This window comes from Actinomadura sp. NPDC000929 (genome assembly GCF_040492065.1).
Classification (GTDB): domain Bacteria; phylum Actinomycetota; class Actinomycetes; order Streptosporangiales; family Streptosporangiaceae; genus Spirillospora; species Spirillospora verrucosospora.
In genome coordinates, this window is sequence record NZ_JBEUPA010000045.1 from 1 (window position 1) to 19,510 (window position 19,510).

At 71.4% G+C, this 19,510-nt stretch carries 17 protein-coding genes; 3 read left to right on the forward strand and 14 right to left on the reverse strand.

From position 1 onward, the window contains the following. Nucleotides 1–227: 227 nt before the first annotated feature. From ABWI04_RS18125 to ABWI04_RS18165, 9 genes are all read right to left on the reverse strand, one after another. Nucleotides 228–1,010, reverse strand: coding sequence for a hypothetical protein (locus ABWI04_RS18125; RefSeq protein ID WP_353833125.1), 783 nt, complete (start codon nt 1,008–1,010; stop codon nt 228–230). A gap of 7 nt (nt 1,011–1,017) precedes the next feature. After that, complete coding sequence (locus ABWI04_RS18130) at nt 1,018–3,153, reverse strand: hypothetical protein (RefSeq protein WP_353833126.1); 2,136 nt, start codon at nt 3,151–3,153, stop codon at nt 1,018–1,020. Nucleotides 3,154–3,251: 98 nt separating this feature from the next. Then, a complete protein-coding gene (locus ABWI04_RS18135; protein ID WP_353833127.1) occupies nt 3,252–4,064 on the reverse strand; it encodes a hypothetical protein in 813 nt (270 codons plus the stop codon). Nucleotides 4,065–4,162: 98 nt separating this feature from the next. Continuing rightward, a complete protein-coding gene (locus tag ABWI04_RS18140) occupies nt 4,163–4,792 on the reverse strand; it encodes a Crp/Fnr family transcriptional regulator (RefSeq protein WP_353833128.1) in 630 nt (209 codons plus the stop codon). Nucleotides 4,793–5,073: 281 nt separating this feature from the next. Continuing rightward, nucleotides 5,074–6,612, reverse strand: coding sequence for an MFS transporter (locus ABWI04_RS18145; protein WP_353833129.1), 1,539 nt, complete (start codon nt 6,610–6,612; stop codon nt 5,074–5,076). A 68-nt stretch (nt 6,613–6,680) separates the two neighbouring features. Beyond that, nucleotides 6,681–9,767: an AfsR/SARP family transcriptional regulator gene (locus tag ABWI04_RS18150; protein WP_353833130.1), complete on the reverse strand. Its 3,087-nt coding sequence runs from the start codon at nt 9,765–9,767 to the stop codon at nt 6,681–6,683. A 289-nt stretch (nt 9,768–10,056) separates the two neighbouring features. Then, nucleotides 10,057–10,425: a hypothetical protein gene (locus ABWI04_RS18155; RefSeq protein ID WP_353833131.1), complete on the reverse strand. Its 369-nt coding sequence runs from the start codon at nt 10,423–10,425 to the stop codon at nt 10,057–10,059. 242 nt (nt 10,426–10,667) lie between these two features. Continuing rightward, a complete protein-coding gene (locus ABWI04_RS18160; RefSeq protein ID WP_353833132.1) occupies nt 10,668–11,177 on the reverse strand; it encodes a hypothetical protein in 510 nt (169 codons plus the stop codon). A gap of 260 nt (nt 11,178–11,437) precedes the next feature. Next, a complete protein-coding gene (locus ABWI04_RS18165; RefSeq protein ID WP_353833133.1) occupies nt 11,438–11,995 on the reverse strand; it encodes a hypothetical protein in 558 nt (185 codons plus the stop codon). Nucleotides 11,996–12,295: 300 nt separating this feature from the next. Between ABWI04_RS18165 and ABWI04_RS18170 the strand changes: the two genes are divergently transcribed. Continuing rightward, complete coding sequence (locus ABWI04_RS18170; protein ID WP_345183631.1) at nt 12,296–12,748, forward strand: hypothetical protein; 453 nt, start codon at nt 12,296–12,298, stop codon at nt 12,746–12,748. A gap of 104 nt (nt 12,749–12,852) precedes the next feature. Then, entirely contained in the window at nt 12,853–14,298 is a 1,446-nt protein-coding gene (locus tag ABWI04_RS18175) for a serine/threonine-protein kinase (protein ID WP_353833134.1), read from the forward strand. A gap of 30 nt (nt 14,299–14,328) precedes the next feature. Here the strand turns inward: ABWI04_RS18175 and ABWI04_RS18180 are convergent, their stop codons facing one another. From ABWI04_RS18180 to ABWI04_RS18190, 3 genes are read right to left on the reverse strand one after another with little or no spacing between them, the layout of a single operon-like run. Then, nucleotides 14,329–14,802: an Mth938-like domain-containing protein gene (locus ABWI04_RS18180; protein ID WP_353833135.1), complete on the reverse strand. Its 474-nt coding sequence runs from the start codon at nt 14,800–14,802 to the stop codon at nt 14,329–14,331. A gap of 46 nt (nt 14,803–14,848) precedes the next feature. Continuing rightward, nucleotides 14,849–15,757 carry a hypothetical protein gene (locus ABWI04_RS18185; RefSeq protein WP_353833136.1) on the reverse strand — a complete coding sequence of 303 codons (909 nt, stop codon included), beginning with the start codon at nt 15,755–15,757 and terminating at the stop codon, nt 14,849–14,851. Then, nucleotides 15,754–16,392 (reverse strand): TetR/AcrR family transcriptional regulator, encoded by a 639-nt coding sequence (locus tag ABWI04_RS18190; RefSeq protein ID WP_353833137.1) that lies wholly within the window; start codon nt 16,390–16,392, stop codon nt 15,754–15,756. The genes ABWI04_RS18185 and ABWI04_RS18190 overlap by 4 nt, the downstream gene beginning before the upstream one ends. 154 nt (nt 16,393–16,546) lie before the next feature. Between ABWI04_RS18190 and ABWI04_RS18195 the strand changes: the two genes are divergently transcribed. Further along, a complete protein-coding gene (locus ABWI04_RS18195) occupies nt 16,547–17,509 on the forward strand; it encodes a zinc-dependent alcohol dehydrogenase family protein (RefSeq protein WP_353833138.1) in 963 nt (320 codons plus the stop codon). Between the two features lie 140 nt (nt 17,510–17,649). On the opposite strand, the gene ABWI04_RS18200 is transcribed toward ABWI04_RS18195, so the two are convergent. Next, complete coding sequence (locus tag ABWI04_RS18200) at nt 17,650–18,774, reverse strand: TRM11 family SAM-dependent methyltransferase (protein WP_353833139.1); 1,125 nt, start codon at nt 18,772–18,774, stop codon at nt 17,650–17,652. A 199-nt stretch (nt 18,775–18,973) separates the two neighbouring features. Then, complete coding sequence (locus tag ABWI04_RS18205) at nt 18,974–19,501, reverse strand: hypothetical protein (protein WP_353833140.1); 528 nt, start codon at nt 19,499–19,501, stop codon at nt 18,974–18,976. Nucleotides 19,502–19,510: the final 9 nt, after the last annotated feature.

The window sequence follows — 19,510 nt, forward strand, 5'->3', positions numbered from 1 at the left end:
CCCGCCCGCCGCGACCCCGCCGAGCGCCGCCGCGGTCCCCGCCAGGATCAGCGCCACCGCGACCCCGAGCAACCCCCCCCCACCCCCGTCCGCCGCCGCCCGCTCCGTGATCTTCGGCCGTGGCATGTCCACCTTCGCCGCCGCGTCCACCATCCCGTCCCCCTTCTCCCGTGCCATCACTGACATATCAAAGTAATATCACATTTCCAGGAAGGGGGCGACCGCCGCTAGGAGGGGCCGTCGGCCGGCACGAGCGGCGTGTCGTCGTCGATGGGCGCCATTCGCACGCCCATCAGGGCGAGCGTCTTCCGCAGAACGGTCTCGCTGTTGACCACGAGGCCGAGGATGTCCGCCGACTCCAGCGCCTGGGCGAGCCTGGTCACGTGTTCGAGCAGTTCCTCGGCACCCTCCCGCCGCTCCCGCTGGAGCGTGCCGAGGGTCTCCGCCGCCTGATGGGGCTCCTGGGTGAGCCGCACGGCGTACCGGGCCGTGGGGTTGCCGGCGCTCTCCTCCAGGAAGCGCTGCCATCGGAGTCGAAGGTCGTCGGTCTTCTTCAACCGCAAGGTGTCGGCCTCGGCCTTCGCCTCGATCCTGTACCTGTCGAGAGCGCTCTCCCTCATCGCGTCGCGCACTTCATCAGGCGGCCGCAACTCCACGCGGACCGTCCAAGCCAGGGTGCCGTCCGACTCCAGCGCCATCTCGGCGAGGCGATACGAGAGGTCCCGGTTGGCCGCCTCCTCCGCCCTCCCGGCATCGAAGACCGTGAAGCGGCGGGCGGTCTCGCGCACCGCTATGCGCACTGTCTCGAGCAGCCGCTCCACCTCTGTGGAGTTGTCCCGCCATAAAGCGATCCGCCGCCACCCAGCGGCCGTGCAGGCGCAGTAGGCGGTGACAGTGAAGTCGAAGGCGCCTCCCTGCGCGGGCACGGTGAAGCGAGCGGGCTCGAACGCGGAATCGGACGTCGGTGGTTCCGGGGCATGGGCGGGGAACTGGTGCTTGATCAACCACATTGCTTCTTCAACTCCGTGTCTGATGCCGGGAGGGGGTGAGCCGGAGTAGGCGGTGGTATTCGGTCGGCGTGATGTCGCCGCGGTGGAGCAGGAGCCGCGCGTGGAGGCGGAACGCTGCCCTCAGCCGGGTCGCTCCTGCCTCACCAGTGGTGATGACCTGTTCGATCACGGGCCGGAGCGCGGGGGCCTTCCCGTAGGCGACCATCCAGCGGGCGAACAACGCCCAGGCTTCCGGGGCGGCGGGACGCTCACGGCCGGACGGTTCGGTGAGGCGGAGTGATAGCGCGTGCTGCCAGAGACGTGCGATATGCCCGGCAGCGTCTGCTCGTTGCGCCACCTCGGTGAGCTTCGGGCGTCCGGGACGGGGCCGCAGCGCGGCGAGTCGAAGGAACGCGGTCGCGGCGGTGAGACGGTTTCCGGAATGCTCGCTCTCCGCCCAGTCCGCCAGCGTTTCGACGATCTCGATGGCCGTTCCCGCCGAGTACAGAAACGAGAGGGAGGTGGCCACGGCATCTGCGGTGCCCCGGCCGGACCGCCGGGAAGCCGTCCCGAACACCCGCAGCGCGTCGGTGAGATCGTCGGCGCCGAGGTGCGAGCCGTGAGCCCGGACCGCCACCATGACTTCGCCGCGAGTGCCGCGGGACAGGAGCCGCAGGTGCTCTCGGACCCTTGGTTCCAGTGCGGGTTCCTGGGCGGCTGCCTCAGGTACCCAGGCCGCGAGGCGCTGATCCTGCCGTGAATCGGACTTGCTCCAGGGACGGATGAACCGTTCGTTGACTGTGGCGAAGTCGAACGTCGCGAACAGTCCCACCGCATGGGCGGCTCTGATCGCGGTCTCCCGGCTGTGGGCGAGCCCGTCCAACCATGCCATGAGCGGCTCGCGGATCGTAGGTTGCTCCTCCCACAGCACCTGGAGGGTCGTTCTCGCACGAGTCCGCTGCTGCAGTTCTACGATCCGGCCGCCGCCCCTCGGCATCGAACGTGTCACTGCCCCCGCGCGGTCCAGCCAGGTTCGGAGATCCTCCCAAGCGGGCAGCGGTCGCTTCTTGTCCTCTCGTTTCCAGGCGGTATCGATATGGTCGGCGAGGTCCAGTGCCGCCCGCGAGACCGTGCTCTCCTGCATACCGTGCAGCACGGCCACGCTGGCTATGAAGCAGCGGCTGAGAATGGGCCGTCGTTCGGACAGCCGCTGCCGGACCTCTTCCCGCACACGGTCGGGAAACTCGGCGATCACCTCCTCGGCCGGCCTGCCCTCAGCCAACCCTCGGGCCAACCTGCGGGCATGGTCGGTGGCCTTACGCGGCGACGTCTCCTCCGCGAGTTGGTCTTCGGCGGCCCGCAGTGCCGATTCGGTGATAAGGTGCGGTTGCACTCCGTAAGCGGCTGCCTCCCGGTCGAACACTCGTCTGAAGACCTCGACGGCGGCGGGCGGCCGGTGCTCGATGACGGTGCCGAACGGCGCCGGTCCGCGAGCGGAGACGAGAAGCACCAGACGGCAGTCCGTCTTGACGGCGAGGTCCTCCAGATCGGCGAGTTCCGCGTCCGGGCCATGACTTCCTTCGACCTCGATCACATACCCGTGCCGCGGACGCAGGTCCGCCGGGCGGATCAGCGTCAGGGAGCCTTCGACCCGGACGAAACCGACGGGTGACTCGTCCGTGGGCGGGGCTGCGCCATGTGGAAGGCACCACTGCATCAGGGCGGTCAGCGCGGCGGTCAGACGTCCTGTCTCGCTTGTTCCTCGTACGTGCACGACGGGGGAGCGCTTTAGGGCTCGTTGGAGTTCGGGCAGTGAGGGGATCGAGGCGATGTGGTCTGGGTTGAGCCGCTCGGCCACCTGTTTGGGGACGTACCGGATCCGGACGGAACGATCTTCTTTCGCGCTTTCGAACACGTAGAGGTCCCGCTGAGCGTTCTGAAAGGTGCCGCCTGAGACCTCGTTGGAGACGCTGCCGATCCAGTCGCGCCCCGCCGCAGCACCAGGTCCGTCTGCCTCTAGAGAACGCAGGCTTTCCCGCCGCTGCTGTTCCTCGCGTTCGTCCGCAGCGACCCGCTGGTAGAAGCGGCGGCCGTCGGAGCAATCGGAACCTCTTTCGGCGTCCGCGGAACCAGCCGCGCCGCTCTGCTCTTCGGGTTTGGGCACGGTCACTGCTTCTGACCCAGCCTGGTCATCGTTGGGGCTGGGCGACGGCTCTGGGTCCGCGGTTCCAGAGCCGCCCGGTCCTGGGTCCCTCATCTCTCTCACTCCCTGCCGATGTTCATGTCGCGGCCGGACGACTGAAGAGTGCCGGAACCGCTGACCTCCATTCGCTGTGCACCGATGTAGTCCCGGCCCACAGTGGGCGTCTGGCTGGGAGCCGGGGTGGGGGGATGAGGCTCCCCCGTAGCGGTGCCGACCGGTCCGTTCTCCGGAGGGCCGGTTTTCTCCGGGAAGTCCCCGTCCGGCATCTGCAGGTCGTGGACCTCGAAACGAGGTACATACAGATAAGCGTCGTAGGTTTGCTTTTTCACCTGCACTCGGACGGAACGGAAGTCGGACGGGCGCGGTTCGCCGGGGCCCTGCGTGATGTAGTCGCGGTAGACCTCCGTGGAGACGATCACCGCCAGGTCCGCGTCGGGCAGGGCTGCGAGTGCGGCGCGCACGGGGGCGGAGTCCCTGAGACGGGCCGGGAGGACGGCGTGCTGCCCGGGCCATCCGATCGCCCCGTCCAAGTGGATCGGCCCGACGTGCACGGCCAGGCGCAGGCGGATCCTCGTCCAGTGATCGTCGGCTCGCCTGCGGTTGTGGACGCCAAGAGCGGTGTCCAGCTCGCGGACGAAGACGTCCATGAGCGCCGCGACATCGGCGTCCCTGGGCAGGACGGCGAAAACGCCGTCCCCGCCCACCTGCCTCACCCATGCCTGCCTGTCGAGTTCCGCCCAGTCGGCCGCAGTGTCGAGTGAGTCGCCGAGGGCGCTCTGCAGAACTCGTTGTTCGGCGTCGTTACGACTGCTGTAGTCCTCGATGTCCGCGGTGACGAGCACCCGGTGCTCGGGGACGGGCCTGCCGGTCATCCTGACCTCCCTGGCTCGGTTTCGACGTCCAGGGTGAGCGCCGGCCGGGCAAACGAGGGCCGATAAATCAGGCTTCAGCGAAATCGCTCTGGCGCGCCTCAGGGCCGCCACGGGGGCAGGTCTGCGTAGGCCGCGAGCCTGTGCAGGTCGTGAATGATCAGCCGGCGCCGTCCCGGGCTGGTTACCAGCCCGAGTGCCGACAGTTCGCGCAGCGCCTTGTGGACCGTGTTCTCCTTGGCCCCGATCAAGCCTCCGATCTCGGCCTGGGTCAGCGGTATTCCGAGGTCCGTTCCGGTGGAGACGGGGAGGCCGTGGCGTTCGGCGAGTGCGAGCAGGACTCGTGCCAGGCACCGGGAGGCGTCATAGTTCGCGAAGTCCAGACGCCGCTGATTGGACCAGCGAAGACGTTCGCTGGTCATATGCGTGAGCGCGAGGGCGGCGTGGGGTCTGCGCCGGAGGAACTCCACGAAGACGAGGCCTCGGATCTGGCTCACGGTGCCACGTCCGCATGTGACGACGGTGGCTGAGCGCGGAGCGCCGTCCAGGGCGGCCATCTCCCCGATCAGGTCGCCGCTCACCCGGAGCGCGAGCAGGGCCTGACGCCCGTTCTCGGTCTGTGCCGTCACCTTGACCAGCGCATCCAGGAGCAGCCACACCGAACCGGTCGGATCACCCTGGCGGACGAGGACATGGCGCGCGGGAAAGGCGCGGATCTGTCCGATCTTCATCAGGTCTGCTCTGCACTCTTCCGGAAGCCGGCCGAGGAAGGTGCCAGAAGGCCAGCGACGTCCGGAGTTCGAACCATTCGGCATGATTCCCTCCGTCTGCAAATGCGTCAGGACCCAATCTTGCGCGGTTCCGCGCTGATCAGCTTCCCCGACGCTGGGGTCGGCCGTAGGCCAGCCCAGCAACCGTTGCCGTTTCCGCTTCGCTCAAAGTGCGAAGTCGTTCTCGGTGGGGAAACACTGCGGTCCCGCCGCATCGGACGGGACCGGGCAGGCATGGCCGATCAAGGGACGGTGACAGGTGCCGGCTCCTCGGTGTCGGGGATGAGGGCGGGGACGTTGCGGAGGGTGACCAGGGCGAAGACGGCGACCAGGACGGCGAGGCCGGCGCTGCAGGTGAGGGCGGCGTGCATGCCGTCCACGAAGGCGCCGCGGGCGGCGGCGGCGACCTGGGCGCCGAGCGCTCCGGGCAGGTTCGCGGCGGCCTGGAGCGCGCCGCCGAGGGAGTCGCGGGCGGCGGACGCGGCCGGGGCCGGGACGCCGGCGGGAAGGTCCAGGACGTTCCGGTACACCGCGTTCAGCACGCTGCCGAGGACGGCCATGCCGAGCGCGCCGCCGAGCTCGGTGGCCGTCTCGGAGATCGCGGACGCGGCGCCGGAGCGGTCCTTCGGCACCGACGCGAGGACGGTGTCGGCGGTGACCGTCATCGCCAGCCCCATCCCGATGCCCGACAGCAGCATCGCCGGGACCATCGTCCAGTAGGACGTGTGCAGGCCGATCGCCATGTAGAGGGCGAAGCCGCCGGCCGACAGCGCCATGCCCGCCGCCACGGCGCGGGCGCGGCCGAGCGCGTTGATGAGCGGCGGGGCGAGCGCGGCGCCGCCGATCATGGCGCCCGCGGCGCCGGGCAGGCCCGCCAGGCCCGCCCGCAGCGGAGACCAGCCGAGCGCGAGCTGGAAGAACAGCGAGAAGATCAGCGACTGGGCGACCAGGGTGAACATCGCGAACATGTTGGTGCCGACCGACCCGGAGAACGCGGCGTCGCGGAACAGCCGGATGTCGATGAGCGGCTCGGCCACCCGTCCCTGCCGGACGAGGAACGCCCCCAGGGCGAGCAGGCCGGCCAGCGCCGAGACGTAGACCGCGGGCTCGTCCACGCCGTGCGCGGCGGCCTCCTTGACCGCGTAGACGACGCCGAGGACGCCGGCGACCGACAGCGGCACGCTGATCAGGTCGAGGCGGCCCGGGGCGGAGGTGCGCGACTCGGGCAGCACCAGCGCGCCCGCGACGCACGCCACCGCCATCAGCGGCACGTTGATCATGAAGATGGAGCCCCACCAGAAGTGGTCGAGCAGGGCGCCGCCGACGACGGGTCCGAGCCCGACCGCGAGGCCGGCGACGCCGCTGAACGCGCCGACCGCCATCGTCCGCTCCTTCGGCTCGGTGAACGCGCGCCGCAGCAGCGACAGGCAGGACGGCATGAGCGTCGCCCCCGCGACCCCGAGCAGCGCGCGGGCCGCGATGAGCAGCTCGGCGTTCGGCGCGTAGGCGGTGAGGGCGGACGTGGCGGCGAACACCGCGGTCCCGATCAGCAGGAGCCTCTTGTGGCCGATGCGGTCGCCGACGCCGCCCATGGTGATCAGCAGGCCGGCCAGCGCGAACCCGTAGGCGTCGGCGATCCACAGGATCTGCGTGGCGGAGGGGTTCAGGTCGGCGGACAGGTGCGGGACGGCCTGGTTCAGCGCGGTCAGGTCGATGTTCGGCACGAGCGCGACGAGCAGGCATGTCGCGAAGGTGCCCCATTTGCGGGCGGAGGAGTTCATGCCCCGGAGGTTCGCGCGGCGCGCTGACCGTCCGCGCACCGTCCGCTGACGGCGGGACGGGGGCCCGGTCAGCCGCCGCCGAGCAGGGCGAAGGCCCGGTCGCGGGGGAGGGCCGAGGCCCGCGCGAAGGCCGCCTCGCGGGCGTCGTCGTCCAGCAGGCCGCGGACCCGGCCGAGGACGCGCTCGGTGTCGGGGTCGCCGGACACCGCGACGCCCCGCAGCGCCCGGCCCGCGCCGAGCAGCAGCGCCGCGCGCTCCCCGTCGCCCTCGCGGGCGGCCAGGCCCGCCAGCGCGGTCGCCGCGTCCGCCTGGTAGCCGAAGATCGGGTGGTCGAACGACATGTCCACCGCCTCGCGCAGCAGCGCCCGGGCCCGTCCGGTGTCGCCCTCGTCCGCCGCGAGCCACCCCAGCCCGACCAGCGCCGCGCCCCGCACGGCGGCGGCGATGAACCGCTCGGAGCCGTAGCCGGTCAGCGCCGCCTCGTACAGGGCCCGCGCCCCGGCCGCGTCCCCGCGCAGCCGCGCGACCGTGCCGAGCCCCAGGCAGCCTCCGGCGACCTTGTCCGGGGTGCCGGCCCGGCGCGCCAGCTCGGCGCCGCGCTCGTAGTCCGCCCGCGCCGCGTCGAGGTCGCCGGCGCGGATGTGGACGACGGCGCGCTGGTAGAGCAGGTCGGCGGTGTCCTCCAGGGCGCCGAGCTGGCCGACCAGGTCCAGCGCCTCGTCCAGCAGCGCGCGGGCGCGTTCCCGGTCGCCGCGCAGGGAGGCGAGCTGCGCGAGCGGGTCGAGCGAGTTGGCCGTGCCCCAGCGGTCCCCGCACGCCCGGAAACCGCGCACCGCCTCCTCGCACGCCTTCTCCATCTCGGCCAGGTCGCCGCCGAACTGGGCGAGGAAGCCGTCGCTCATCCGCACCAGCGCCCGCGTCCACGGGTCGTCCCCGACCTGCCGCTGGAAGACCTCGATGTCGGTGCGCTCGGGGCCCGCCGTCAGCGCCCACAGCACGATGACCGCCGGGTACCGGACGGGACGGTCGATGGCGCGCAGGAGCTCGGCGGCCCGGTCGAGCCACGCCACCGCGCGCTCGCCCGTGACACCGCCCGACACCGCGTTCGTGACGCACAGGACGTACTCCTCGTCGAGCCCCTCCGGCGGGTCGGTGCCGACCACGTCCAGCAGGTCCGACGCCAGCGCGGCGCCCTCGACGCGCCCCCGCAGCCACCAGTACCACGACAGCGGCGCGATCATCCGCAGCGCCGTCGCCGGGTCGGACCGGACGGTCCGCCGCAGCGCCGCGTGCAGGTTCCCGTGGTCGGCGGCGAGCAGTTCGAGCCACTCCAGCTGCTCGGCGCCCCGCAGGTGCGGCTCCGCGCGCCCGGCGAGCTCGGCGAAGTACTCCGCGTGGGCCCGTTCGAACCGTTCCGCCTCCCCGGCCGCGGCGAGCCGCTCGGCGCAGAACGCCCGGACGGTGTCGAGCATCCGGTACCGAGACCCGTCGCTCTGCACCAGCGACTTGTCGGCCAGCTCCACCAGCAGCTCGTCGGCGTCGTCCAGGCCGCACACGCCCATCGCCGCCTCCAGCGTCAGGCCCCCGGCGAACACCGTCAGCCGCCGCGCGAGGGTCTGCTCCGCCTCGTCCAGCAGGTCCCAGCTCCACTCCACGACCGCCCGGAGCGTCTGGTGGCGCGGCGGCGCCGTCCGGTTGCCGCGCGACAGCAGCCGGAACCGGTCGTCCAGCCGCGTCGCGACCTCCGCCACCGGCAGCGACCTCAGGCGCGCCGCCGCCAGCTCGATCGCCAGCGGCAGCCCGTCCAGCGCCCGGCAGATCCGCAGGACGGCCGCCGCGTTGCCCTCGTCCACCGCGAACCCGGGGCGCACCGCCGCCGCCCGGTCGAGGAACAGCCGCACCGCCGGATACCGGGGCAGCTCGGCGAGCGCCGCGCCCGGGGGCGGCAGCTCCAGCGGCGGCAACGGCCGCAACGCCTCACCGGTGATCGCGAGGGCCTCCCGGCTGGTCGCCAGCACCCGCAGCTCGGGGCAGGCGCTCAGCAGCCGGTGCGCCAGCTCCGCGACGGCCGCGACCACGTGCTCGCAGTTGTCCAGGACGAGCAGGACCCGCCGCCCCTCCAGCGCCGTGACCAGCCGCTCCACCGTGTCCGGCGGCTGCTCGCCGGGCGCCGGACGCATCCCGGCCTCGCGCAGCCCGAGCGCTCCGAGCAGTGCCTTGCCGACGTCGCCGGAGACGACGGGCGCCAGGTCGACGAAGCAGACCTCGCCGCCGTCCCGCGCCGCCGCCTCGATCGCCAGCCGCGTCTTGCCGGCCCCGCCCGGCCCGAGCAGCGTGACGAGCCGCCCGTCCGCGAGCATCCTCCCGACGCGGCGGAGCTCCTCCTCCCGCCCGATGAAGCTCGTGAGCTGCGCCGGCAGGTTCGCCCGGACGGCCGCCGGGGCCTCCCCGCGCAGGATCGCCAGGTGGACGTCCGCCAGCTCCCGCGACGGGTCGGCGCCGAGCTCCTCGGCCAGGACCTCGCGCCCGTCCTCGAACACCGCGAGCGCCTCGGCCTGCCGCCCGCTCCGGTGCAGCGCCCGCATCAGCAGCGCCCGCGCCCGCTCCCGCAGCGGCTGCGCGTCCACCAGGTCCCGCAGCGCCGCGACCGCCGCCCCGGGGTCCTCCGCGAGCAGCGCCTCGCCGTACTCCTCGACGGCGCAGGCCCGCTCCTCCTCCAGCCGCGCCGCCTGGCCCGCCGCGAAAGGCACGCCCACGCCCGCCAGCGCGGGGCCGCGCCACAGCCCGAGCGCCTCCCTGAGCAGGCCGGCCGCCTCGTGCCGCCCCGCGGCCTTGGCGTCCGCCACGAGCCGCTGGAACCGGTGGACGTCGACGTCCTCCCGCCGCACGGCGATCCGGTACCCGGCGGGCGTCCCCTCGACCAGCGCCGGATCGCCCAGCCCCCTCCGCAGCCGCGACACCTGCGACTGCAGCGCGTTGGCGGCCCCGCTCGGCGGCTCCTCCCCGTACAGCCCGTCGATGAGCCGCTCGACCGGGACGAGCCGCCCCGCGTCCAGGAGGAGCATCGCCAGCAGCGCCCGCACCAACGGCCCGCCCACCGGGACGACCGCCCCGTCCGCTCGGACCTCGACGGGCCCCAGAACGCCGAACTGCATCCCCCGATTCTTCCGCATCACGGGGGTTCCACGGACCTCCGGCGGCACCCGCCATGACCGAGCACCGGCACGATTCCCCAGTGGTTACTGACGCGCTCACCGCAAGCCCCGCCGCCAGGCGGGTGACTCGACCCTGACAAACCGGAAGCGACGTTCCCGGACTTTTCGGGGGTTAACGCTGTTCTTGTGGTGTTCGGCGGGGGTTCCTCCGGTCCGGTGGCCGTGGGGGCCGCCGGACCGGAGGTCGTTCACTCCTGGTCACGGCCCGTCTCGGGCGGTGACGCATCCATCAGATTCTGGGGTGATCCCGCTTCTGCTGTTGCTCCAGCAAGGCGGTGAAGACCTGTTCCAAGGTCTGGCCCGGCTCGACGGTGATCCCGTGCACGGGCACCGGGGCGTCCCGAAGCAGAGCCAGCCGGTGGGCGAGCTCCACGAACTCCTCTGGCGTCCGCTCACGCGGCCACAGCCATTCGAGCTCCGCGGTCACCAGCTCCAAGCTCATGCCCGGACGAACGAGGAAAGTCACTCCTCGATCGAGTTCGAGCTGCACGGGGCGGTTCTGGTTCTCCACCGCGTTGAAGCCGATTTCCGCCAGTTCACGGGGACCTGTCATGGCCGGGAGGGGGATGCTCTCCACCCTTTCGGTTTCCTGGTCCACTTCTGCTCCCTTCCTCTGCGTTGTCACGTGGCGCGCCAAGCGGCGTGCCACGCGGCGGCGGCTCCGACAGCCGTCGCGCTGTTGACCGTCCGGCCCCGCACTTCGAAGTCAATTCCGGAAGGCGTTTCGGAGGGGCCGGTGGAGCGCGCAGAGCGCGGAAGTATGGGTGCGCGGAGAAGGCCGGAAAACAGTGATCCCCGGGGCGGCGTGCCCCGGGGATCGACCTCAGACCGGCCGGCTCGTCACCGGTTGGTCGTGCTGGGCGTGGCGTCCGCGGAACCCGTGCAGGACGGGTACTCCTTGAACACCATGCGCGTCAGGTTGGGCCGGCACGCCGGGAGCACGTCGGCCGGGACGTTCACCTTCCAGAGCATCGAGATCGACTGCCCCGTGACGTCGAGCTTCCGGAGGGCGTCGCTGTCCTTCGACGCGATCTCCAGGTCGCCCTGGTCCTCGTCCGGCAACGCGAGGACGAGGAACGGGCCCTGGGGCCCGTCCGCGAACGCGCCGACGACCTTGCCGGGGCGGAGCGAGACGTCGGAGGTGGTGGCCTCCGGCTGGCTGGTGGACGGCTCCGCGGTCGCGGTCGTGCTCGCGACGGGGGTCGTGGGCTCGATGGGAGCGGTCGCCGACGGCGGCCACTCGTTGTTCGGGGTCTCCGAGGAGGACTGGGAGGAGCACCTGGCGGCCACGAGGACCGCGAGGAACAACGCCGCTACTCCGGCGCCCCTGAGGAGCTTGCGTACCTTCATGGTTTGTTTGTCAGTTGACAGGTCCGACGCGACGCCGGACACGCGTATGCCACTGACCCTTTCGCGAGGGACCGTCCGGGCTCCGGCCGCGTTGACCACCGCTGACCGGACGCAGGGAGGAACCGCCTGGTCCGGGTTCGCCGGAGTGTGCGGCGGAGGGCTCGTCTTCCACACCATCGCCGCCGGCGCCGTCCACCGCGCGAAAGAAGTGATCCCCGGGGCGGCGTGCCCCGGGGATCGACCTCAGACCGGCCGGCTCGTCACCGGTTGGTCGTGCTGGGCGTGGCGTCCGCGGAACCCGTGCAGGACGGGTAGTCCTTGAACACCATGCGCGTCAGGTTGGGCCGGCACGCCGGGAGCACGTCGGCCGGGACGTTCACCTTCCAGGCCTCCGAGATCGGCAGCGCCGTCACGTCCAGGTTCCGGAGGGAGTCCTTGTGCGCCGACGCGTACTCCAGGTCGCCCTGGTCCTCGTCGATCGGCGCGAGGACGAGGAACGGACCCTCGGGCCCGTCCTCGAACGCGGCGACGACCTTGCCCGGGCGGACCGAGGTGTCGGAGGCCGTGGCCTCCGGCTGGCTGGTGGACGGCGACGCGGACGGCGTCGCGGTCGCGGTCGTGCTCGGGTCCGCGACGGTGGTCGCGGGCCCGGCGGGGGCGGTCGCCGAGGACGGCGGCCGCTCGTTGTCCGGAGTCCCCGAGGAGGACTGGGAGGAGCATCCGGCGGCCACTCCGGCTACGACGAGCGCCGCCGCTACAGCGGTGGCCCTGAGGACCTTGAGCGCGGAACCGAGCCGGATACCGAGAAATACGTTCATGGTTTGTGTGTCAGTTGACAGGTCCGACGCGACGCCGGACACACGTATGCCACTGACCCTTTCGCGAAGGACCGTCCGGCCTCGGGCCGCGTTGACCACCGCTGACCGGATCTGGGGGAGAACCGCCTGGTCAAGGCGCACGCCCTCGGCCCGATCCGGCCGGACTCCGGCCGCGGCCGCCTTGCCGAGCGGGCCGGGTCCGGCACGGTAGAGCCCAGCACCCGTGGTGAAGCACGGGGTCTCCTACAACCGACCGGCGCTCGTGAAGCACGAGCGCCCCAACGCAAACCGGGAACAACCATGAAGAGATTCGTCCTGAACGGGCTGCTCGCGATCGTGATCGGCGCCTTCGCCGGCGTGTTCGGCGGAGGGCTCGTCGAGCACCTGTTCCACACCTCCTACCTCGCCGAGATCTTTCACGGCTTCGGCGGCGCTCCGGCGGGGTCCGCCTGCTCCGGCTACATAGCCGACATGGTCGGCCCCGGCGCCTCCGACCGCTTCATCGCCGGCGCCCTCGGCGGCTTCGCCGGTTTCGTCGGCGCGATCGTCCGCGACGCCTACCGCGCCGCCTACGGCGCGGCGAGGCCCAGGGACAACTGCGGGCGCATCGTCGCAGGCGGTCTCGTCTTCGCCGTCGTCGGCGGCGTCGCGGTCCTCGTCGCGGCCGGAGGCTTCGGTCTCCTCGCCGCCTTCACCGTCATCGGCGGCTTCGCCGCCGGCATCGTCGTCGGCGAAGCGTTCGCCGACTTCTGAACGACCCGCGGGGCCTGGCGACGCCAGGCCCCCGTTCCGTCCCGCCCGGCATGCCTCGAGCGTTCAAACGTACGGCCGCGTCTGTACGAGATAGGGTCGGCGCTGTGGTGCGAGGGGACGTGATCAGCGGCCGGTACCGGCTCGGCGACGAGATCGGCCGGGGCGGGATGGGGATCGTCTGGAAGGCGTTCGACCAGTCGCTGGAACGCCACGTGGCGATGAAGCGGCTCCAGGTCCCGGACGGCCTGGCCGAGGAGGACCGGGACGCCCTCAAGGGCCGGTTCCTGCGGGAGGCCCGCGCCGCCGCGAGGCTGGAGCACCCCGCGATCATCAATGTGTTCGACGTCGTCGACGACGCGGCGGGCCCGTGGATCGTCATGCAGTACGTCCAGGGCCGCTCCCTGGAGGAGATCGTCCGCGACGACGGTCCGGTCCCCGTCGCCAGGGCCGCCCAGATCGGGCTCGCCGTGCTGGAGGCGCTGGACCGCGCCCATGCGGCGGGCATCCTGCACCGCGACGTCAAGCCCGCCAACGTCCTGATCGCCGATGACGGCCGTGTCGTCCTCACCGACTTCGGGATCGCGGCCGTTTCCAACGCCACCGCGTACACCAGGACGGGCGGTTTCGTCGGAACGCCCGTCTTCATGGCCCCGGAACGATTCCGGACCGGCACGCCGGGCCCGGCATCGGACCTGTGGTCATTGGGGGCGACCCTCTACATGGCGGTGGAGGGCCATCCGCCGTTCCGGGCCGATGAGCTGGAGGCTCTCATCGGCCAGCTCCTCATGGGGGACGACCCCGCGTTCGTCCGGTCCGGCGCGCTGAAGCCGGTCTTGAGGGGCCTCCTGGAAAGAGACCCCGGCAAACGCTGGACCTCGGTGCAGGCCGCGCAGGAATTGAAGGCCGTCCGGGACGGGCGAACTCCGACAAGGCCGCTGGTGAGGAATGCCGGACATGGGAAACCGGGAAAGGGCGCCCTGGCCATCGCGGGCCTTCTCGTCCTTCTCATTCCCCTCGTCATCGTCACGATGGCGGGCGGGGTGAAGCTCCCCTTCCAAGGGTCGTCCGACTCGGGTTCGAAGGACGAGTTCGAGTCGATCCCGGACGCCTGTGCCATCGTCAGCGAGGGCCCGGCCCTCAGGGAGACCCTGTCCAACCCCGACGAGAGCGAGATCCTGGACTGGGGCCCCTACCAGAATCATGAAGACGCCGACGCCTGCACGTGGAGCGACGTCGTCACCGACAACGGCAGTTCCAAGACCGTCGATGGCACGCTCGCGATCCGTGCCTCGCTCCTTCGGAGAGCCACGGTAACCGACCTGCTGACGTGGACCAAGGTCCCCGGCCTCGGAGACGAGGCGGTCCGGAAAAGTCGCCTTGGTGACGGGCAGAGCGGCTGGCACGCCGAAATGGTCATCTTCACCCTGCGGAACGCCGAGATAGGCGTCTACCTCAGCGAGGCCCCTTCGCTGCGCACGGACGAGAAACGGCGAGCCAAGGTCCTCGAGATCGCCGAAATCATCGAAAGGGCCCTCAGAGAGAAGCTCTGAACCCATCGGATCCGCGGGCATACCGCCGGATCAGCACGTCGAGTGGAACAGGCCGCCGACGGCCGTGGACCGGGCTAGCTCGTTGTAGAGCCTCACGGCGGCCGTGGTCTCCTCCACGTGCACTTCGACCCCCGCTTCCTCCAGCAGCCTGAGAGTTTCCGGCATGGTCTGCAGACGTAGTTCCATGCCGCGGCTGAGCACGATGACCGTGCACCCGTGGTCAAGGAGTTCCTGGACGTCTGCGGGCTGTATCCCGGGTTGGTGACCCGTCCCGGTCTCCGACCAGTCCCAGGCGCGGCCGCCGCCGGGGTAAAGCTTGAAATCCTTGCCCGGTTCGAGGCCCTCGACTTCCATACGGCCCCATGAGACATGTGTGATCTGAGGTGATGTCGTCATCGCGGATTCTCCCCGTCCCATGGCATGTCCGATCTTCAGAGCAGTATGGCCGGACCCGCGCTCGGGCGCCCTTCGCGCGGTCAGACCGTTGCCGTTTCGCGCGGACATGGGTCAGGCAGCGCCGATGGCGCTCGGATTCCGCCGTGAAGTGAAGCTAGGGGGACAGCCCGATCCGGTAGAGCGCCAGGGCGGCGAATCCGAGAAGTGACCGATCCCAAGGGAGCGGGAACGCGGTCGCGCTGATCTCATCGGCACGGTCCTGCGCCTCGGCGAGCACCTGCCATCCGGCATCGGGCATCCGATCGCCGAGCCGGATCGCGAGAGCGACGGCCGCGGTGAGCCGGACGCCGAAGGTCCCGGCGGTGAGCAAGGTCGTCAACCGGTCGTCGATCGCCGGTTCGTCCGGGCCGAGATAGCCGAGGCTGAGGTTGGCGCTCGCGCGCGCCACCCGGTGCTCCCCGGTCTCGGGGATCTCCATCAGGTGCGTGACCACGGGCCGGGTGGCGGGAAACCAGGCCAGCAGCTCAGCCGCCATCGCGGCGATCATCGGGTCGGGATCCCGGGTCCAGGCGACGAACCGGTCGCTGATCGCGGCGGCCGCGAGGTAGGCGTCGCGGTCCCAGGACACCGCGACCGCATCGCACTCCCCGGGCTCGGCGTCCTCGTCATAGAGCCAGCCCACGACCGTTGCCACGTCGGTGCTGGTCACGTTGTCGGCCTGCGCGAACGCACGGTCGGGCTCGAACGGGAGGCAGGTGTCGTCGCGGTCTCCGAGCGCGACGGCGCGGAGCAGATCGACCACCGCCGCACGATCAGGCGTTGCCGGATCGTCCGCCAGCTCGGTCAGGAACGGAACGACATGACAACTCACCTGCCAGCGGGTTCCTTGGTGATAGACGTTCCCCCTCAGCCGGGCATGAGCCTGGTGACGTTCCTCGGCGTCTGCCGACAGAAGCGCTGCGAGCTGGCCGGGGACGTCGTCAGCCGGGCCGTACGCGTGGTGGAGGCCGGCCCAGTCGACCGCCTTCAGGCCGTCCAGCGGGCTTCTTGCCGTGGTGCTCACGATGACCGCCCGGTCTGCTTCCGGTGCCGCATCTCCGGCAGGGGCGCGGGTGCCTCCGTCTCCGGGACGGCGTGGAAGGCCTCGATGACGTAGGCGGCGAAACGGCGGGACGCCTGGAGCCGGGCGTCGTGCGGTGCGTCCTGCAAGCCCCGGTGGGCCATGAGCATGAGGACCAGGTCGTCGACGACGAATCCGGGGCGCAGGCGGCCGGTCTCCTGGGCGCGGCGGGCCGACTCGGCGACCGCCCGCAGAGTCCGCTCCCGGTCGGCGGCGAAGTCCATGGCCTCGGGGAAGGCCGCCATGAAGGCGTCGGCGAACCCCCGGCTGCGGGCGTGGAGTTCGCAGATCCGCTCGACCAGGCTCCGGAACCCGTGCCACGGGTCCGGGTCCGCGAGGGCGTCGCGGACGATGGCCTGGCAGGCCCGCCGCTGCTCGTCGAAGGCCTCCACGATCAGCGCCCGCTTGGTCGGGAAGTGCCGGTACAGCGTGGCCGGGCCGACGTCCGCGTGCCGGGCGACCTCCCGCATCGGCGCACCGAGGCCCTCCTCGCCGAACACCGCGCGGGCGGCGGCCAGGATGCGGGCCCGGTTGTCGCGGGCGTCGGAACGCGCGGTGTGAGGCAAACGGCCGGTCATCGCCTCTCACTTTAACCAGTCGGACGGGTGCGCCCATTACGTTCCGAAGCCGGTGGCCCGCCCCACCCCAGAGCCCGCCCGGCCTGGGGCAGGTTCGCCGTCCACGGCCGCCACGGCCGTGACCCGTCCCATGCATCCCCCTGGAGGAACCAGGATGAAAGCCGTCGTGATCAGGAAGTTCGGCGCCCCCGAGGGGCTGGAGGTCGTCGACCTGCCCGTGCCCGTCGCCGCCCCGGGGCAGGTGCGGATCGCCGTGGAGGCCATCGGGGTGGGCGGCGTGGACGCCGTGATCCGCCGGGGGACGCTCGCCGCCCACGGCTTCCGCGAGGGCCATCTCCTTGGCAGCGAGGTCGCGGGACGCGTGACCGCCCTCGGAGAGGGCGTGGACGCCTCGTGGACGGGGCGGCGCGTGTGGGCGTTCACGGGCCTGGCCGGCGGGTACGCCGAGCAGGCCGTCGCCGCTGTCGAGGACGTCCTGCCGCTCCCCGACGGCCTGACCGGCGCCGACGCGGTGACGCTCGGCGGCTCCGGCGTGGTCGCCCATTTCGTCCTGGACCGGGCCCGCCTCGCGCCCGGCGAGGCGGTGCTCGTGCGCGGCGCGGCGGGCAGCATCGGCATCACGGCGGTCCAGCTCGCGGCCAGGATCGGGGCCGGCGCGGTGGCGGTCACCACCTCGTCGGCCGAGCGCGGCGCCCGCCTGCGGGACCTGGGCGCGACCCACGTCCTCGACCGATCCGGAGATGGCGGCCCTGGCGCGCCGTCGGGCTTCGACGTGGTGCTCGACGTCGTGGGCGGACCCCGCCTTCCTCATTTCCTGGACATGTTGCACCCCAACGGGCGGTTCATAGCCGTCGGAGTGGTCGGCGGACAGCCCCCGGCAGATTTCGGCATGCGACTGATGGACGCCTTCCGCAGGTCCCTGTCATTCGCCACCTTCAGCTCCGACACCGTCCCCGGCCCAGAGAGGCAGGCCGTGCGGACGTCCCAGTTCGCCGAGGCCGCGAACGGGGACCTGCGCACGGCCGTCCACGAGGTGCTGCCACTGGACCAGGCGGCGTCAGCCCACCGGAAGATGGACGCGGGCGAGGTGTTCGGCAGAATCGTCCTGACCCCCTGAGCCGGGCAGAACGGGAACGCGGTCCAGCCACTCCGCGCTCACCGATCACCGGATCCCCGCTTAGAGGTCATCACAAAATGTGCATGCGATGCGACACGGCGTGATGTCCGGGTTTGGTGTGGGCGGGTGCGTTCGTTGTCTCAACGAGGGTTCCGTTCCGTCCGGCTCGTTGTGCGTCTCCGGGCCTTCAAGGACGCTGCCGGGTGCAGGCCGACGATGAAGGACTGAGCGCCGGAGACACGGACGCCTTGGACGTGGACCGGGACGAGGCCGTGCCGGATGGCGTCGGTCAGTGTTTCGGAGGTGGGCAGGAGGAGCACGGCCTTGCCGTCCGGAACCAGTACGCGGCGAAGCTCTGTCCACCAGCGGGACGGTGAGTCGGCGAGCAGCCCGCCGGGGTGGACTTGGGCGCCCCAGGGCGGGTTGCACAGGACGCGGTCGACGCTGGCGTCGGGGAGGGGAAGGCGGCCGGCGTCGCCGCGGTCCACGCGGACGGGCACGGCGGAGGCGTTCGCCCGTGCCGCCGCGACGGCGTCGGGAGAAAGGTCGAAGCCGTACAGGCGGGCGCCGGGCCGGGCGAGCGCGGCCTCGATCAGCAGGGTTCCCGCGCCGCAGCACGGGTCCAGGACGGTGTGGTCCGGGCGGATGCCTGCCAGCAGGGCCATGGCCGCGGCCAGCGGCGGGTGCAGGGTTCCCTTGATCATCCGCTGCTTGTAGGCGCGGCGGTGCAGCGGCCGGTCGCCGACCCGCATCATGAGCGCGGCGTGCGCGCCGTCCAGGGTCAGCCGCCACCCCCAGGACCCCGGCGGAGGCGCGGAGCCCGTTCGCCGCGAGTGGTAGGGGACGCCGAGCCGCCCGGCCAGAGCCATGCCCACGGCGTCCTCGGCGTCGTACCGGCTGAAGGTGCGCCGCCCGAGGAAGGAGGCGGAGACATCGATGCCCGGCACCTCGGCCGGCGCCCGCGTCAGCGCGCGGCGCAGGCGCACCAGTAGATCGGTGTCGGCCAGGGCGGCGAGTTCGGCGAGGGCGTGCAGGTCATGCTTGGTCGTCCCGATGTCGGGTCCGCGCGCGGCCGACAGGAACAGGTCGTCGGCCGTGCGCAGCGCCGGGATCGGCTCCGGCCTCGACGAGCGCAGACGGAAGTGGACCTCGCGATGACCGAGGCGGGTGACGGAACCTAGCCCCGACTCCAGGATCTCGGCGGCGACTTCGGGCTCCAGGCCACGCACGCAGCGGGCGACCAGGCGGGCGCGCGGAATGCGCATGATGATCGTTCTTCTCCCACGTCAGCACCCGGGGCAGCGCTCCGCCGCCCCGCCTCGCCGACGACGGGTGATCCTCGCTTCGCCGACGGCGTGCTAACGCAGGTGGAAGAAGAACGTCATGAGCGGCAGTCTAGGCCCTTCTCCACATCCGCCTCCCGACGCCTCGTCCGCTGATTCTGTTACGACCTCTCAGGGCGGATCACTTCTTGTAGGGGGCCACCTTCTCGCGCAGCTCCTGCATGGTGCCCTGGAGGAGCTGCCTGAGCCGGTCACGGTCGGTGCCGTCGGCGTCGGCGTAGTCGTCGATGTCGATGAGCTGCTTCTTGGTGGCGGTGATCGAGTTGAGCTGGTGGTCCAGCTTGACGTCACCGAACCACGGGCTGCGCAGCATGTTCGCCATGTCGGTGCGGAACATCGCCACCAGGTCGTCGGGGTCGGCGATGTGGTTCTTCACCTCCGCGACGAACGTCAGCGTCGCCTTGCTGCCCAAGACGGCCTGTTGCAGCACGCCGTCCCCGGTCTTGCGGTCCAGCACGATCGTGAAGCTGTAGAGGACCGGGTCGCCCACGGGCTTGAACCGCACGTACTGCAGGTCCCCGCCGGACTTGATCCCGATGACGGGGCATCCCAGGTGCGCCATCGTGAACACCATCTCGCCGATGAGGGCCTCGTCCTTGCTCTCCCGCTCCTCGGCGTTGTTCTTGAACTTGTTGATCATCGAGAGCATGTCGTTCCT